The following is a 14,429-nucleotide window of genomic DNA, read 5'->3' as shown; positions in this document are numbered from 1 at the left end:
GCCATGCGCAGCCTGGCCAATATCTGGTTTCTGGGGATGAAGGAGCTGCGCGGCCTGCTGCGCGACCCGGTCATGCTGGTGCTGATCGTCTATTCCTTCAGCTTCTCGGTCTACACCGCGGCCACCGCCATGCCGGAGACCTTGAACAAGGCGCCCATCGCCATCATCGATGAGGATCGCTCGCCGCTCTCCTTTCGCATCATCGACGCCTTCTATCCGCCCTTCTTCCTGGAGCCATCGCTGATCGACCATGCGGAAATGGACGCGCGCATGGATGCGGGGCTGGACACTTTCGCGCTCAACATTCCCGCAGAGTTTCAGCGCGACATGCTGGCGGGGCGCAATCCGGCGGTTCAGCTCAACGTCGATGCCACGCGCATGAGTCAGGCCTTCACCGGCACCGGCTACGTCAGCAGCATCGTGAGTGCCGAAGTCCAGGAGTTTGCCCAGGGCTATCGCGCCGTGCCTGAGCTGCCGGTGACACTGGTCGAGCGGGCGCGCTTCAATCCGGAGCTCAACCCGGCTTGGTTCGGCGGCATCGTGCAGGTGATCAACAATGTCACCATGCTCTCGATCATCCTGACCGGCGCTGCGCTGATCCGCGAGCGCGAGCATGGCACCATCGAGCATCTGTTGGTCATGCCGGTCACGCCCTTCGAGATCATGACCAGCAAGGTGCTCTCCATGGGGCTGGTGGTGCTGGTGGCCGCCAGCTTTTCCCTTGCCGTCGTGGTGCAGGGGCTGATGGAGGTGCCGATCGAGGGCTCCATCGCGCTCTTTCTCGCCGGAACCGCGCTGCACCTCTTTGCCACCACTGCCCTGGGCATCTTTCTTGCCACCCTGGCGCGTTCCATGCCGCAGTTCGGCATGCTCTTGATCCTGGTGCTGTTGCCGCTGCAGATGCTTTCGGGCGGCAGCACGCCGCGCGAGAGCATGCCGGAGATCGTCCAGTTCATCATGCTGGGCGCCCCCACCACCCACTTCGTCATGCTGGCTCAGGCGATCCTCTTCCGGGGCGCCGGCTTCGCCCTGGTCTGGCCGCAGTTCCTGGCGCTGATTCTCATCGGTGGACTGCTCTTCGCCTACACCCTCTCCCACTTCCGCAAGACCATCGGCAGCCTGGCTTGAGCAGGCAGTGCCGCGCCTTGTGCGGTTGCTCTGCTATGCTGACGTGCGAGCAGAGTGACGGCAGGAGGCAGCGCCATGAAAGAGGTGGTCGCGGAGCGCGTGGCGGCGCGGATCGAGGGGGATTTCGTGGTCTTCCTCATCGGCATGCGCATCAACAAGCCCTGGAAGGTGCAGCGCTGGTGGCCGGTCTTCCGGGCAATGCCGGTCATGCTGCGTGAACTGGAGGCAGCCGGACCCGAGACGGGTTTTCTCGGCCACAGCGGGCTCAGCATGCGGCTCATTGCTCAGTACTGGCGCAGCTTCGAGTATCTGGAGGCCTATGCCCGCAGCGAAGACGGGCGCCACCGCCAGGCCTGGACCGCCTTCAACCGCGCAGCCCGCCACGCCCGCGGCGACGTGGGCATCTGGCACGAGACCTATCTGGTCAAGGCTGGCGCCTACGAAGCCGTCTATTCCGGCATGCCCCGCACCGGCCTCGGCCGCGCCGGGGAACTGGTGCCGGCGACGGGCGAACTGAGCGAGGCGCGGAGACGGCTGCATCTGGGCGCGTGAGTGCGGCGGGGAAAGTGGCCTCACCGCCTGTCAGTGAGCGCCCGCCCCGCCCGCCGCCGTCAGGCGGAAAGCCGCGTCGAGTACAGCCCCGCGTGGTGCTGCAGAGGCAGGTTCATGGAGCCTATTGCACGCTGTCGGCGTTGTCGCTGTGGACATCGACACGTTGAGGGGGCGTCAGAGGCAGAAGATGCCACGAATTCTGAAATGGATTGCCGCCGTTTTTGCCTTGCTGGCTGTTGCTGTTGTGGCGGCCATTTTTCTCTTTGATTGGAACATGTTGCGCGGGCCGATCGAGGCGCGTGTGGAAGCGGCAACCGGCCGCGACTTTGCCATCGAAGGCGATCTGCAGGGCGAGTTCTCCTGGCAGCCCTGGATGCGCGCGCGGGACATCCGCTTGGCCAATGCGGACTGGGCTCAGGCGGAGGAGCTTGTTCACGTCGAGGAACTTGCGCTGAGGATTGACGCTCGGGAACTCTTGCGTGGTCAATTGGTGATCATGGACACGCGCATCCGCGGCGCCGACATCCAACTGGAGATCGATGAGGAGGGGCGTGCCAACTGGGATATGGCTGGTGACGCCGGTGACGCGGCGGATGGGGGGGACTCGCAGCGCAGCGAGGTGCCGCTGTTGGAAAAGCTGGTGGTGGAAGACAGTCGGCTGACCCTCGAAGATGCCTCCCGAGATATTCAACTGGAGGCTCAGGTGGCCTCTGCGGAGGTCGTGAGCCCGGAGGAGGGCAGCCTGCCTGTCAGCCTGGAAGGCGAGGGGCGAGTCCAAGGCCATCCCTTCTCCATTGCCGCCAGCGGTGGTTCCCTGGCATTGCTGCGTCAGGAGGAGGAGCCCTATCCGATCGAGATTGAGATTGCCGTCGGACAGACGCGCGCCCGGGCCGAAGGGACGCTGACGGCGCCGCTACAGCTTGCCGGGATGGATGGGGAACTCTGGATCAGCGGCCCGACCCCCGATGAGCTGGCGCCGATCTTGAACATTCCGCTCCCCTCAACCCCGCCTTACGAACTGAGCGGGCGGCTGCGTAGGGATGATCAGGCCTGGTACTTTGAAGACTTCAATGGGACCGTCGGCGAGAGCGACCTTGCGGGTGACATGCGCGTTGAGGTGGATCAGGAGAAACCACTGATTGTCGCTGACCTGATATCGGAGCGATTGGCCTTCGAAGACTTGGGCACGCTCGTTGGCCTACCGCCCGAGCCCGAGCAGGTCACCGAGCAGAGCGAGGCCGGTGGCCGGGTGCGCCTGCTGCCCGATGCGCCGTTGCAGATTGAGCAGGTGCGCAGCAGCGATGCGCAGGTGAGCTTTCGGGGGGAGCAGGTGATCGCGCCGGGCTTGCCGCTGGACAACGTCGCGCTCGACCTTGTGATCGACGAGGGTGTGCTACAGCTCCAGCCGGTGGTCTTTGACTTCGCCGGAGGACAGCTCAGCCTCTTCCTCTCGCTTTATGCCACGGTGGATCCCGTCGAGACGGACTACGACCTGCGGCTCTCGGGCATTCAGCTCCAGAGGATTTTCAATCAGGCGGGGCTGGAGGGTGAGGCCCAGGGGGTCATCGAAGGCCGCACCCGCTTCTCCACGGTGGGCAACACGGTCCGGAGCGCCTTTGCCACGGCGGAAGGGGACGCGGCCTTCCTGATGGATGGTGGCCTGGTGTCCGGGTCCATCCTTCAACTTCTCGATGCGGGCTTTCTGGAAGCCATCGCTGTCGTCCTGAGCGATGGTGTGCCGGCCGACATGAATATTCGCTGTCTCATCGGCGCCTTCGACATCCAGGACGGCGTCCTCACCAGCAACCCGGTATTGCTCGACACCGAAGACAGCGCCATCCAGGCCGAGGGAATTATTGACCTGGGCGAGGAAGCGCTCGACCTGGAGATCGGCGGCGAGGCTAAAGATCCAGGCTTCGCCAGTTCGCGCCTGGCTGTGACCGTCGGCGGTACTTTCGCCGAGCCCGCCTTCGGCGTCGACCCGACGGAACTGGCTATCCGCGGTGGGCTGGCAGCCGCGCTGGGCACGTTGGTGACGCCGTTGGCGGCGCTGCTGCCCTTCCTGGAGCTCGGTTTGGCCGAGGATGCCCCCTGTGCTGCGCTCATGGGCTCTGCGGAAGCAGAGGTGGAAGCCGACGAGTAGAAAGCGCTCGGCGAAGGCTTCGCGCGCAGCCGCGCCGCCGCCAAACAGGTCCAGCGGGACGTCCCCTCATCCTACCCGCGCCCCGCGCCCGCCTGTTGGTCAGTGGCGTGGGGCCGGGCAGGATTACCGTGGAGTGGACGTGGCCATACAGGATTACGCGAGGGCGCCAGGTACCGGCAATATCGGTTCCGGCGCGCCCCGGCGGGCCAGGAAGCTGGGCCGCGGCTTTCGAGCTGCGAAGGGTTGCTCAAGGGCGTTCGAAACGGCGTTGAAGACGAAGAAGACGTTCGATCGCGGGAAGGGCGTGATGTTCCCGTTCGAACCGTGAATCGTGTTGCAATCGAAGAAGATCAGGGTGCCTGCTTTGCCGCTGGCATAGTCGATGCCGTTTGTCTGAGCCAGCCGCGCAAGACTCTCATCCGACGGCACGCCAACCTCCTGCTGCTTGAGCGAGGACTTATGGTTCTCGTCGGGCGTCGTGCCGCGACAGGAGATGTATGTTCTATGGGAGCCCGGGATGAGCATGAGCGGCCCATTCAGAGGCCCGTTGTCCGTCAGGAGCAGCGAGGCCGACACGGCGCGCATTCGCGGCATGCCGTCTTCGGCGTGCCACGTCTCGAAGTCGGAGTGCCAGTAAAACTCCTTGCCGGTCAAGCCAGGCTTGTAGTTCAGGCGGGACTGGTGGACGTAGACACCGTCACCGAGCAGGAACTGCGCCACGCCGGCCAGCCGGCGGTCGTGTGCCAACCTGCGAAAGGCCTCAGAATGCTCGTCGAGACGGAAGATCGTGCGGACTTCCTGGGCGCCGGGTTCTGTCACCACATCCTCTACTGGCAGGGTGGAGCCCGCTGTGCGAAGCTTGGCCGAGGATTGCACAAGAGCCTCAATCTCGGCCGCCGAGAAGATGTCTTTCATCACGAGATAGCCGTCGCGTTCGTAGCACCCGGCCTGCTCTCGTGAGATCGGCGCGTCGCTGCTCCATTCGCTCCACAGAACAGGTTCGAGCCGCTCCAACCACCGCTCCCTGTCTTCCACGCGAGTCGGGTAGGTATCGTCAGGTCGAGCGCGAATCTTTCCATCGTGCAAGGTCATTGCGAAACTCCCGAAGCTACAACCACGGCGTCTAACGTTCCCGCTGACGGCGGGTTCCTCGACCGCTGCTTTCCTGGAGGCGCGCGCTGAAAAAGGGCCGCCAAAGCGAGCGAGGGTGCTCAAGCTGAAGCAAGCTCTCGAGCACCAAGCCGAGGAGACCGAGGAACAAGTCTTGTCCGATGAGGTTCCATCATCGACGCTGCGAGGAGCCAGTCGTGTTAGCTGCCGATTACAGAGGCCCCTATCGGGTCCGGGCGGAGCGGAAGCCGGAGCCGGCTATCCATCACCCGCGAGATGCCATCGTTCGCGTAACCCGTTCCTGCATCTGCGGCTCCGACTTGCATCTCTACCATGGGCTTGTGCCTGACACGCGGGTCGGCATGACTTTCGGCCACGAGTTCTGCGGCATCGTCGAGGAGGTCGGCGCAGAGGTGGGAAACCTTTCGCCCGGCGATCATGTGCTGGTGCCCTTCAACATCGCCTGCGGCCAATGCCACTTCTGCAAGCAGGGCCTGTTCGGCAACTGCCATGAAGCCAATCCCGAGGCCACTGCAGTCGGCGGGATCTACGGGTATTCGCACACGGCGGGTGGCTACGACGGCGGGCAGGCGCAGTATGCGCGGGTGCCCTACGCCGACTTCGGCCCGACCCTGATTCCCGACGGGATGGATCTCGACGACGCCGTGCTGCTCACCGACATCGTACCGACCGGCTATCAAGCAGCTGAGATGGGCGGGATCCAGAAGGGCGATACGGTGGTCGTCTTCGGCGCAGGGCCCGTGGGAATCATGGCGGCGCGCTGCGCGTGGCTCTTCGGGGCAGGACGCGTCCTCGTCATCGACCACGTCGACTATCGGCTCGAATTTGCGAGCCGCTACTGCCCGGCGGAAGTCTACAACTTCGCGGCAATCGACGACATGGCTCTCTTCATCAAGAAGCAGACGGACTCGCTTGGGGCGGATGTCTGCATCGATGCGGTCGGCGGGGACGCGGCGGGAAGCATGTTGCGCACGCTCCTCGGCAAGAAGCTTAAGCTCGAGGCGGGATCGGCCATCACGCTGCACTGGGCCATCAACTCTGTGAAGAAGGGCGGGATCGTCTCCATCGTTGGCGTTTACGGACCGACGGGAAATCTGATCCCAATGGGAAACGTCGTGAACAAGGGCATCACCATCCGTGCCAACCAAGCCTCGGTGAAACGCCTCCTGCCGCGGCTGATCGAGCACGTGCAGGCCGGCCGCATCGACCCGAAGGCCCTCATTACCCACAGGTTGCCGCTCGAGGAGGTCTCCGACGCCTATCGCCTCTTCTCGGCAAAGCTCGACGCCTGCATCAAGCCAGTCCTGTATCCAAACGGCGGCGCTTAGGAGAAGCAGCGCATGGTTTCCAAAAGCTCGCGGCAGGCCATCGACCCGGCGACGGTGAACGGCTGGGGCGTGGACGCCGACTCGCGGAACGATCCGACCTACCCTTACCGTGACCGTGCGGCCGACCAGGCAAAAGGTATGGCATGGGAACGCCCGCCCTTGCAGCCAGAGGATGTGGAGGTGCTTCGTTCGCTCGAGCACAATCGCCGGCCGGCCGTGTTCGGCGTTTCCGTCCCGCCGTCGGGTGTAAGCGGTATGATCCGCCGTGCCGCCTTCACCTACAGCGAATCCGACTGGCGGCACTGGCTGATGCTGCTCGGGGCAGACCGGGTGAATATGCTCGAAGGCATTCTTGCCGACCTTATAGGTGGGCGCGTCCCCAACATTCCAGCGGAAATGGGTGTCCGGGCTGAGTGGCAGCACAATAGGGACAGCCTGGTGCGCAAAGCTGCGATTGCGGCCACGGTCTCGACGGTCGCCATCGTTCTTCTGCGGCGCCGCGCGGCGGGGCGTGAGCGGCGCGCGGGGCGCCTTTGATCAGCAACAAGCCGGTGCAGCAGTCGCTGCAGGTCATCGAGCAGGAGGGCTTGCGCTCGGGTCCGTCCCACTGATCGGGGTCGATGGGTTCGACACGCGGCGGCTCTTGGAGCCTGTCGGCACCATCCTGCCGAGCCGCTTGAGCAGCCAAGCGCCGGCGGGCCCCGGCGGGCGATCCTGACGATGCACGATGACCATCGCGACCGTCGGGGGCCGTATGTGCCTGGGCCACCTCGCAATCTCCAGTTCGATTAGGCGGCCCGCGGCGAGGTCGCTCGATACCACGTGCAGCGGCATGTTGCCCCAACCCATCCCTGCGAGCAGCATTGCATGCTTGGCGCCGAGATCGGCGAGGCGCGAAGTGCGCACGCTTGCGACGCCCGTGTCCCTGCCTTTCGTGAGGTCCGACCGGTCCGTTAGCACGAGCTGGAGATGATCGTGCAAATCCTCGTCGCTCAGCGCCGCGCCGCTTTGCTTCTGCATGAGCACCAGGGGATGGCTGGGCGCGGCGACCGGAACCAGTTCAATGGTATCCAAGGCTGTCGATGCCAGTTCGTTGGACAGATTATCGAAGTCTATAACGATGCCAAGGTCCGCGTGCCCATCCAGCACCGTCTTGACCGTTGCCCCCAGGGTTTCGACGTAGAGCCGGGTCTGTACGGTCGGAAACTGTCGATCGAACGCCGACAAGGCCTCGAACAAGGACGACATCGGGAACATGGCATCGACGACCAGGGTCAACTCCGCCTCTATCCCCTCGCGCAACGCTAACGCCTGCCGCGTAAAACTTGCGTTGCTTTCGACCACCCGGCGCGCACGTGGAAGCAGGGCACGCCCGGCGTCGGTCAAATCCGGGCGATAGCCGCTTCGGTCAAACAACAGGGTGCCGATCGCGCCTTCGAGCTTTTGCACGGCGTAGGTGATGGAGGCCTGCGATCGGTTCAGACGTCGGGCTGCCGCCGAGAAGCTTCCCTCTTCAACCACAGTTGTGAAGATGCGCAACTGGTCGAGACTGATCCCTAACTCCATCAGAATCTCCTATAGCGACTCCCAACACTATACCAGTTTTCTTGATCGAGCGGGAGGCTTAGTTCTGTGAGCCACGCGCTACTCACTCACAGGAACACCGCGATGAAGATCCTGCACGTCGATACAAGCATTACCGGTCCCGCCTCGGTCAGCCGCACACTCTCGGCCGAAATCATCCAATCGCTGAAGCAGAAGCATCCTTATGCAGAGGTGACGGTCCGCGACCTCGCGGCCAAGCCGATCGGCCATCTCTCCGATGCGCACCTTCTCGCTGCCCAGGGGGCGGTGCCTGAGGAGCCTGTTGTTGTCGATGATATTGCCGCAGGACGCGGGGCACTCGAAGAGTTCCTTGCCGCCGACATCGTCGTGGTCGGTGCACCGATGTACAACTTTGCTATTCCGAGCCAGTTGAAGGCCTGGATCGACCGCCTCGCGGTGCCGGGTGCCACCTTCCGCTACACTGAGGCCGGGCCGGAGGGGCTAGCCGGAGGCAAGAAAATCATCATCGCTTCCTCGCGCGGTGGCGTTTTCGCCGAGGCGCTCGATCACCAGGAAAGCTATCTGCGCATGATCTTCGGCTTCTTCGGAATCACGGACATATCAATCGTCCGCGCAGAAGGCGTTGCGCTCGGCGATGAGGCCAAGGTGAGCGCCATCAACGAGGCCAGAGGTGCAATCGCCGGTCTCGCGGCATAGCGCCACCGGGCAGGCGCACCTGCTTAGGCCAGTGCGCCTGCCCGAGCCTCTGGTTTGCGTTCAGTGACCGACTTGCGGCGCATCCTCAGCGCGTCCTGCTTTGGCGGCGCTTTGAAGAGCCGGCCATATTCGCGCGTGAACTGGGACACGCTCTCATACCCCACCTCGAAGGCCGCGTTGCTTGCCGAAAAGCCTTCGTCGAGCATGAGACGCCGCGCTTCGATGAGACGCAGGCGCTTTTGATACTGCCCCGGTGTCAAAGAGGTCATCATTTTGAAGTGCTTGTGAAAAGCGGTGAGGCTCATCGCCGCTGCCGCTGCCAAACGTTCGACCGGCAGGCGTGAGCGATAGTCTGCCCTGAGGATCGCGATGGCCGAGGCCAGGCGGCCGGCATATCCGTCAGGGTCTGCAAGCGTCTGCAGCGCAGAGCCATGGGGGCCGGACAGGAGCCAATAATGCAACTCCCGAATGATCCCGGGCCGCAAAATCGGGGCAGCGTCCGGCCGGTCCAGAAGCTGCATCAGGCGCGACGCGCAATCGAGCATCGCTTTCTCGCTATCTGCCGCGAAGAGCGTTTGCATGCTCGAAGTCCGTGATGTGGCGGTATCGCCGATCTGGGCCGCGACTTCGCGCAAAAGTGCCATCTCCAGTTCCACGGCGATCGCAAGATACGGCGTGTCCTGGCTCGCCTCGACAATCCGTCCGACCACAGGCATGTCAGCCGCCACGATGACGGATTGCCCTGCGTGGAATACACGCTCCTCGCTCCCCACCGTCATGCGTTTCGCGCCTTGCAGCACGAAACAGACGAGCGGCCGGTAGACGGAGTGGAGGTCGCCGGCAGGTGCTTCTAGGCACATCATCCGCAGCCCCGGCACTGGCGTGACGGCCAAGCCATCGCCGTTCGCGTGGCGCCGTGCATAGGCGCGCACAGCTTGCTTGAGCCTGTTCATCTCGCTTGCTCCTGCTCTTCAGCCCGACTGTAGCACGCCAGTGGGGGACATTTCACCGCCTGCTGCAGGATTAGGCAAGTTCTGCGCAGACCTTGGCAAGCCTCCTTCCCCACCCTCGCTGTAGAAAAGCCCTGACACGTGGATGCAAGGCCACTTGCGTGCGGCTGTCGCCAACGAAGTGGCGGACACGCGAAGGAGGGCAGCTATCCGCAGCAGGAGAAGGAGAAGATCAAGGTGAAGACGACAGGCAACACAATTCTCATAACCGGCGACCACGGAATTAGGGATCAGGTCGAGGAGATGCAGACATGACGGTATTCACGATCAATGGGCGCGCGGTCGAGGTCGTCGCTGCACCGGAGACACCGCTTCTGTGGGTGATCCGGGAGCAGCTGGGGCTCACCGGCACCAAGTTCGGCTGCGGCGTCGCACAATGTGGTGCGTGTACGCTGCACGTTGACGGAGAGCCGGTGCGTTCCTGTGTCTTCCCGCTCTCCGAAGCCGAAGGCAGGTCAGTCACCACCATCGAGGGCTTGTCCAATGATGGATCGCATCCCGTTCAGCGGGCCTGGGTGGAGCTGGACGTGCCGCAGTGCGGCTATTGCCAGAGCGGGCAGATCATGAGCGCGGTCGCGCTTCTGGCGCAGAATGCGAGGCCCTCCGATGCGGACATTGATGCGGCGATGAGCGGCAATCTGTGTCGCTGCGGCACCTACGTGCGCATCCGGTCGGCCATTCACCGTGCTTCCGAGATCTAACGAAATCCGCTCCTCATCGCTGTCCACGCAATGCGCAGGTTGAATGATGAAACAGCAAGATCTTTCGCTTTCCCGTCGATCCTTCCTGGCCAACGCTTCTACCGCAGCTGGCGCTGCCCTTATTCTTCCCCTTCGGCTGCCGGCGGCATGGGCGCAGGAGGGGGCCGAGCCGCGCGGGCCGCAAGCCTTCATCCGTATCGACACGAGCGGGCAGGTGACCTTCCTGCTGCCCACTTGCGAAATGGGCCAGGGGACCCACACCGGACAGGCTCAGATCCTCGCCGAGGAACTTGGCGCCGACTGGTCGAGCATCAGTGTCGCCATGCCGAAGCAGCCGGCGCCCGACTATCGGATTCCCTTCATCGGCCAGATGCGCTCCGTGGGCTCGTTCGGCATCCGCTTCTGGCACGACCCCTTGCGCCGCGCGGCCGCCCAGGCGCGGGAGATGCTGACGCAGGCCGCGGCCAACCGCCTCGCAGTGGCATCTGAGGGCCTGCATGCCGAAAACGGAGTCATCATCCACCCCGAGACCGGGCGGGTGTTCCCCTTCGGTGAACTGGTGGAGGAGGCGATGGCGCTGCCGGTGCCGGAGGAGCCGACTCTGCGCCCCGACAGTGAACGAAGCCTGACCGGTCACACGCTGCTGCGCCTCGACACAGCGGCAAAGGTAACCGGGAGGGCCATCTACGGGGCCGACGTCGAGCGCGACGGTATGTTGTACGGCGCCGTCCGACTTGCCCCGGTTTTCTCTGCCGAGGTGGAATCAATCGACGAAAACAGTGTTTCCGGCATGCCGGGGGTGATCGCTGTGGTTCGCGTGCCGCGCGGCGCGGTGGTCGTCGCCGACTCCTGGTGGCAGGCCAAACAGGCTGCGGACGCCTTGGAGGTCACCTTCACGCGGACACCGGCGGACGATCTTTCCACGGATGAGATAGACCGAATGCTCCGCGAGGGGCTGGACAGGACCGACGTCGCGGTGACGACGCTGCGCGGCGACGCCGAGGCGACCTTGTCGACCGAAGGCCTGATCGTCGAGGCCGAGTACGCGGTACCGCTGCTCACCCATATGAGCATGGAGCCGATCAACTGCACGGCCGAGTCCAGCGAGGAGCGGACGGAACTGTGGATTGGCACGCAGGGTCACGACGTCCTGCGCATGTCACTCGAGCGCGCGCTGCAGGTACCCGCTGAGCGGCTCTTCATCAACACGACCTACCTCGGCGGCGGCTTCGGCCGCAAAACCCATGGCGAAATCGCGCTGCAAGCGGCTCTCGCCAGCCGCGCGGTCGGTGGCCGGCCGGTGAAGGTGCTCTGGGCGCGCGAGGATGACGTTCAGCAGGGCCAGTACCGCCAGACCATGATGTGCCGCATGCGAGCGGTGTTGAACGAAGCCGGCGACATTGCCGCCATGCGCATCCGCCTTGCCGGACCGCAGATGGGGCGGGCGTACGGCTTCGATCCGGAGCAGATGGCACAGGCGACCGGCAATGTCGCCAACTTCGATCCCTTCTCGGTCGGCGGACTGTCGGACATGCGCTATGTCATCCCGAACTTCGTCGTTGAGCATGCCGTCGTTGAGCTGCCGATCCCACTTTGCCCTTGGCGCTCGATCGCCCATTCTTTCACCGGCTTCTTCTTCGAAAGCTTCATGGACGAGTGCGCTGCGGCAGCGGGCCGCGATCCGCTCGAGTTTCGCAGAAGCCATTGCACCGGACAGACGAGGATGCTCGCTGTGCTCGACAGGGCGGCCGAGATGTCCGGCTGGGGCGAGGACGCCCCGGAAGGAATTGCCCGAGGTTTGGCAGTGGTCGAGAGCTATGGCTCCTACGTGGCTCAGGTGGTCGAGGCGCGGGTGGAAGAGGGAACCATCAGCGTGGAACGGGTCTACGCGGCGATTGACTGCGGACATGCCATCAATCCCGGTCAGGTGGAGACGCAGATCCAGGGGGCGGTGATAGACGCGCTTGGGGCCGCGCTGAGACAGAAGGTCACGATCCGTGACGGTCGCACCGAACAGGCCAACTTCTATGACTACCCGCTCCTGACGATCGAGGAAGCTCCTTCGGTGGCGGTGAGCATTGTCGAGACTGGCTCGCCGTTGGGTGGTGTGGGGGAGCCGGGCGTTCCGCCGGTCGCACCTGCGCTGGCCAATGCGCTCTTTGCCGCCACCGCGCAACGCGTTCGGAGGCTACCATTCTCAGACCATGTCTAGATGCAGAGCAGACTTGGCCCGTCGAAATTGGTCGCCGGCCGCTGGTTGAGAGCTCGAAGAGCCAATGAAATGCATCGCGTTGCCTCGGCGGAACAAAGCAGGGGCGGGGGCCATTGACTGTGAAACCAGGTCTCTTGTGTTGAGGATTAACCGATGGCGATTAAGTCTCCACCACCGCAAGAGCAGGAACAACAGCCGGGCGTCGAGCGAGAGATGGAGCCGACGCCGGATTTCCGGCCGCGCTATCCAGGCGTCGACAAGGTTAAGGAGCGCGTCGTGCTGATCTCCGGCGGCGACAGTGGCATCGGTCGCGCCGTGTCCCTGGCCATGGCGCGGGAAGGTGCCCGCGTTGCCTTTATCTACCTGGATGAAGACGCCGACGCGCAAGACACGCTCGAACTTTTAAAGGAAGAAGGCTCGGAAGGCCTTGCCATCAAGGGCGACATTGCTTCGCAAACCTTCTGTCAGCAGGCCGTGGAACAGACGATGGCGAAGTTCGGGCGGATTGACATTCTGGTCAACAACGCCGCCGAGCAGCATATTCGACGCTCTTTTGAGGAGATCGAGGCCGACGACTTGGCGCGCACCTTTGGCAGCAATGTCTTCGGCTATTTCCATCTCACACGCGCAGCGTTGCCACACCTTGGTGAGGGCGCTTGCATCATCAACACCACATCGATCACGGCCTACAAGGGCCACCCACTGCTGATCGACTACAGTGCGACCCGCGGTGCCATTGTTGCACTGACCCGTTCGCTATCCCAGGCGCTTCTGGAGCGCGGTATTCGCGTGAATGCCGTTGCACCTGGCCCGATCTGGACTCCTCTCATTCCGGCCAGCTTTGATGAGTCCAAAGTTTCCCAACATGGCGAAAGCTCTCCCATGGGGCGGGTGGGGCAGCCCAATGAAGTGGCGCCCTGTTACGTCTTCCTGGCAAGCGAAGAGGCTTCGTACATGACGGGTCAGGTGCTGCACCCAAATGGAGGCAGCGTCATCAATGGCTGATGTGCGCCGATGCTTGAGCGCTCCCAGTGTGAGCGCGGCAACGCGAGCGCGGCAGTTGCCGGTCCGAAGCGCCGGATGGACTGCCGCTGGAGTAAACCAGTTGACCAGCAGGAGCTTGGATCATGAGCAGCAGCGAAGGTCGTCTGACGTCTGAAGGGCTGAATGTCCACCCACTGGAGCGACTCTTGTCGCTCGGGGTGGGCGCTTGTCTTCTCCGGTCCGGGTGGCGAGACAGCGGGGTCGGAGGCTGTCTGAAACTGATCCTGGGCGGAGCTCTTGCTTTCCGCGGCCTCAGTGGCCACTGCCATCTCTATGAAGCCTTGAGCATCGATTCCCGCGGAGGATTCGCTGGGGCCGAACATGGGCAGGGATGGCAGGAGGCCCAGGCCAGCGCCGTAATAGAGCGCCCAGCCAGCGAGCTCTATGCGCGTTGGCGGAATGTCTCCACTCTGCCCCAGATCCTCTCCCACGTGGAGAAGGTCGAACCGCTCGATGGACGCAACTCTCGTTGGACCGTTACCGGCCCCGGTGGAGCACGATTGCAGTTCACCTCACGCATTGAACAGGATGAACCGAACCGGCGCATAACCTGGCGCTCCAGCGAAGATGCGGATGTCCAGAACGAGGGGTCCGTCGAGTTCCAGTCTGAGGGCGAGGGCAGGACGCGCATCAAGGTGCATTTGCGCTACCTGCCACCGGGCGGTGCGCTTGGGCGAATGGCGGCCCGTCTCTTCGGCGGCAACGCGGAGAGCCGACTGGCCAGCGACGTCAACCGCTTCAAACAGGCAGCGGAAGCGGAGATGGACAAAGCCGGTTCCTCGAAGCGTCCCTCGAACGAAGCGAGCAAGGAAAGCGGCACCGGAAACATTGGTGGCGGGCCATCAACCGGTGGTCCGGCTTCATCGACCTGACGCTGCCGGGAAGACAGGGCGGGGCGCCAGCAATCATCCTGTCGAA

13 protein-coding genes are annotated in these 14,429 nt (G+C 63.7%); 10 read left to right on the top strand and 3 right to left on the bottom strand.

Annotation, left to right across the window (positions count from 1 at the left end):
• Positions 1 to 3 precede the first annotated feature (3 nt).
• The 3 genes from P2G67_RS05235 to P2G67_RS05225 all read left to right on the top strand — a co-directional run bounded on the left by P2G67_RS05235 (position 4) and on the right by P2G67_RS05225 (position 3,823).
• On the top strand, positions 4 to 1,128 hold the full coding sequence (locus P2G67_RS05235) for an ABC transporter permease (RefSeq protein ID WP_275820748.1): 1,125 nt from the start codon (positions 4 to 6) through the stop codon (positions 1,126 to 1,128).
• 75 nt (positions 1,129 to 1,203) lie between these two features.
• Positions 1,204 to 1,680: a DUF4188 domain-containing protein gene (locus P2G67_RS05230; RefSeq protein WP_275820746.1), complete on the top strand. Its 477-nt coding sequence runs from the start codon at positions 1,204 to 1,206 to the stop codon at positions 1,678 to 1,680.
• A gap of 187 nt (positions 1,681 to 1,867) precedes the next feature.
• Positions 1,868 to 3,823: an AsmA family protein gene (locus P2G67_RS05225; protein ID WP_275820744.1), complete on the top strand. Its 1,956-nt coding sequence runs from the start codon at positions 1,868 to 1,870 to the stop codon at positions 3,821 to 3,823.
• A 153-nt stretch (positions 3,824 to 3,976) separates the two neighbouring features.
• On the opposite strand, the gene thpD is transcribed toward P2G67_RS05225, so the two are convergent.
• Positions 3,977 to 4,915, bottom strand: coding sequence for an ectoine hydroxylase (thpD, locus tag P2G67_RS05220; protein WP_275820742.1), 939 nt, complete (start codon positions 4,913 to 4,915; stop codon positions 3,977 to 3,979).
• Positions 4,916 to 5,094: 179 nt separating this feature from the next.
• On the opposite strand from thpD, the gene P2G67_RS05215 reads away from it, so the two are divergent.
• Positions 5,095 to 6,282, top strand: a complete 1,188-nt coding sequence (locus tag P2G67_RS05215) for a zinc-dependent alcohol dehydrogenase (RefSeq protein WP_275820740.1) — start codon at positions 5,095 to 5,097, stop codon at positions 6,280 to 6,282.
• A 12-nt stretch (positions 6,283 to 6,294) separates the two neighbouring features.
• Positions 6,295 to 6,819, top strand: coding sequence for a hypothetical protein (locus P2G67_RS05210; protein WP_275820739.1), 525 nt, complete (start codon positions 6,295 to 6,297; stop codon positions 6,817 to 6,819).
• Between the two features lie 33 nt (positions 6,820 to 6,852).
• On the opposite strand, the gene P2G67_RS05205 is transcribed toward P2G67_RS05210, so the two are convergent.
• On the bottom strand, positions 6,853 to 7,848 hold the full coding sequence (locus tag P2G67_RS05205) for a LysR family transcriptional regulator (RefSeq protein ID WP_275820737.1): 996 nt from the start codon (positions 7,846 to 7,848) through the stop codon (positions 6,853 to 6,855).
• 102 nt (positions 7,849 to 7,950) lie between these two features.
• On the opposite strand from P2G67_RS05205, the gene P2G67_RS05200 reads away from it, so the two are divergent.
• Entirely contained in the window at positions 7,951 to 8,544 is a 594-nt protein-coding gene (locus tag P2G67_RS05200; RefSeq protein WP_275820735.1) for an FMN-dependent NADH-azoreductase, read from the top strand.
• 23 nt (positions 8,545 to 8,567) lie between these two features.
• Here the strand turns inward: P2G67_RS05200 and P2G67_RS05195 are convergent, their stop codons facing one another.
• A complete protein-coding gene (locus P2G67_RS05195) occupies positions 8,568 to 9,497 on the bottom strand; it encodes an AraC family transcriptional regulator (protein ID WP_275820733.1) in 930 nt (309 codons plus the stop codon).
• Positions 9,498 to 9,805: 308 nt separating this feature from the next.
• On the opposite strand from P2G67_RS05195, the gene P2G67_RS05190 reads away from it, so the two are divergent.
• The 4 genes from P2G67_RS05190 (at position 9,806) to P2G67_RS05175 (ending at position 14,383) form a co-directional block, all read left to right on the top strand.
• Positions 9,806 to 10,255 carry a (2Fe-2S)-binding protein gene (locus tag P2G67_RS05190; protein WP_275820731.1) on the top strand — a complete coding sequence of 150 codons (450 nt, stop codon included), beginning with the start codon at positions 9,806 to 9,808 and terminating at the stop codon, positions 10,253 to 10,255.
• A 46-nt stretch (positions 10,256 to 10,301) separates the two neighbouring features.
• The gene (locus tag P2G67_RS05185) at positions 10,302 to 12,467 is read left to right on the top strand and encodes a xanthine dehydrogenase family protein molybdopterin-binding subunit (RefSeq protein WP_275820729.1); all 2,166 of its coding nucleotides are present in this window, start codon (positions 10,302 to 10,304) and stop codon (positions 12,465 to 12,467) included.
• Between the two features lie 153 nt (positions 12,468 to 12,620).
• Positions 12,621 to 13,472: an SDR family oxidoreductase gene (locus tag P2G67_RS05180; protein WP_275820728.1), complete on the top strand. Its 852-nt coding sequence runs from the start codon at positions 12,621 to 12,623 to the stop codon at positions 13,470 to 13,472.
• A 122-nt stretch (positions 13,473 to 13,594) separates the two neighbouring features.
• A complete protein-coding gene (locus P2G67_RS05175) occupies positions 13,595 to 14,383 on the top strand; it encodes an SRPBCC family protein (RefSeq protein WP_275820726.1) in 789 nt (262 codons plus the stop codon).
• Positions 14,384 to 14,429 lie beyond the last annotated feature (46 nt).

It is taken from the genome of Aquibaculum arenosum (genome assembly GCF_029222965.1).
Classification (GTDB): domain Bacteria; phylum Pseudomonadota; class Alphaproteobacteria; order Kiloniellales; family DSM-21159; genus Aquibaculum; species Aquibaculum arenosum.
This window is presented reverse-complemented; position numbering and strand designations above follow the sequence as displayed.

Bases quoted from the DNA above. Each gene is read 5' to 3' on its own strand.
- P2G67_RS05235 (WP_275820748.1), top strand. From the start codon at position 4: ATGCGCAGCCTGGCCAATATCTGGTTTCTGGGGATGAAGGAGCTGCGC.
- P2G67_RS05230 (WP_275820746.1), top strand. From the start codon at position 1,204: ATGAAAGAGGTGGTCGCGGAGCGCGTGGCGGCGCGGATCGAGGGGGAT.
- P2G67_RS05225 (WP_275820744.1), top strand. From the start codon at position 1,868: ATGCCACGAATTCTGAAATGGATTGCCGCCGTTTTTGCCTTGCTGGCT.
- thpD (WP_275820742.1), bottom strand. From the start codon at position 4,915: ATGACCTTGCACGATGGAAAGATTCGCGCTCGACCTGACGATACCTAC.
- P2G67_RS05215 (WP_275820740.1), top strand. From the start codon at position 5,095: ATGAGGTTCCATCATCGACGCTGCGAGGAGCCAGTCGTGTTAGCTGCC.
- P2G67_RS05210 (WP_275820739.1), top strand. From the start codon at position 6,295: ATGGTTTCCAAAAGCTCGCGGCAGGCCATCGACCCGGCGACGGTGAAC.
- P2G67_RS05205 (WP_275820737.1), bottom strand. From the start codon at position 7,848: ATGGAGTTAGGGATCAGTCTCGACCAGTTGCGCATCTTCACAACTGTG.
- P2G67_RS05200 (WP_275820735.1), top strand. From the start codon at position 7,951: ATGAAGATCCTGCACGTCGATACAAGCATTACCGGTCCCGCCTCGGTC.
- P2G67_RS05195 (WP_275820733.1), bottom strand. From the start codon at position 9,497: ATGAACAGGCTCAAGCAAGCTGTGCGCGCCTATGCACGGCGCCACGCG.
- P2G67_RS05190 (WP_275820731.1), top strand. From the start codon at position 9,806: ATGACGGTATTCACGATCAATGGGCGCGCGGTCGAGGTCGTCGCTGCA.
- P2G67_RS05185 (WP_275820729.1), top strand. From the start codon at position 10,302: ATGAAACAGCAAGATCTTTCGCTTTCCCGTCGATCCTTCCTGGCCAAC.
- P2G67_RS05180 (WP_275820728.1), top strand. From the start codon at position 12,621: ATGGCGATTAAGTCTCCACCACCGCAAGAGCAGGAACAACAGCCGGGC.
- P2G67_RS05175 (WP_275820726.1), top strand. From the start codon at position 13,595: ATGAGCAGCAGCGAAGGTCGTCTGACGTCTGAAGGGCTGAATGTCCAC.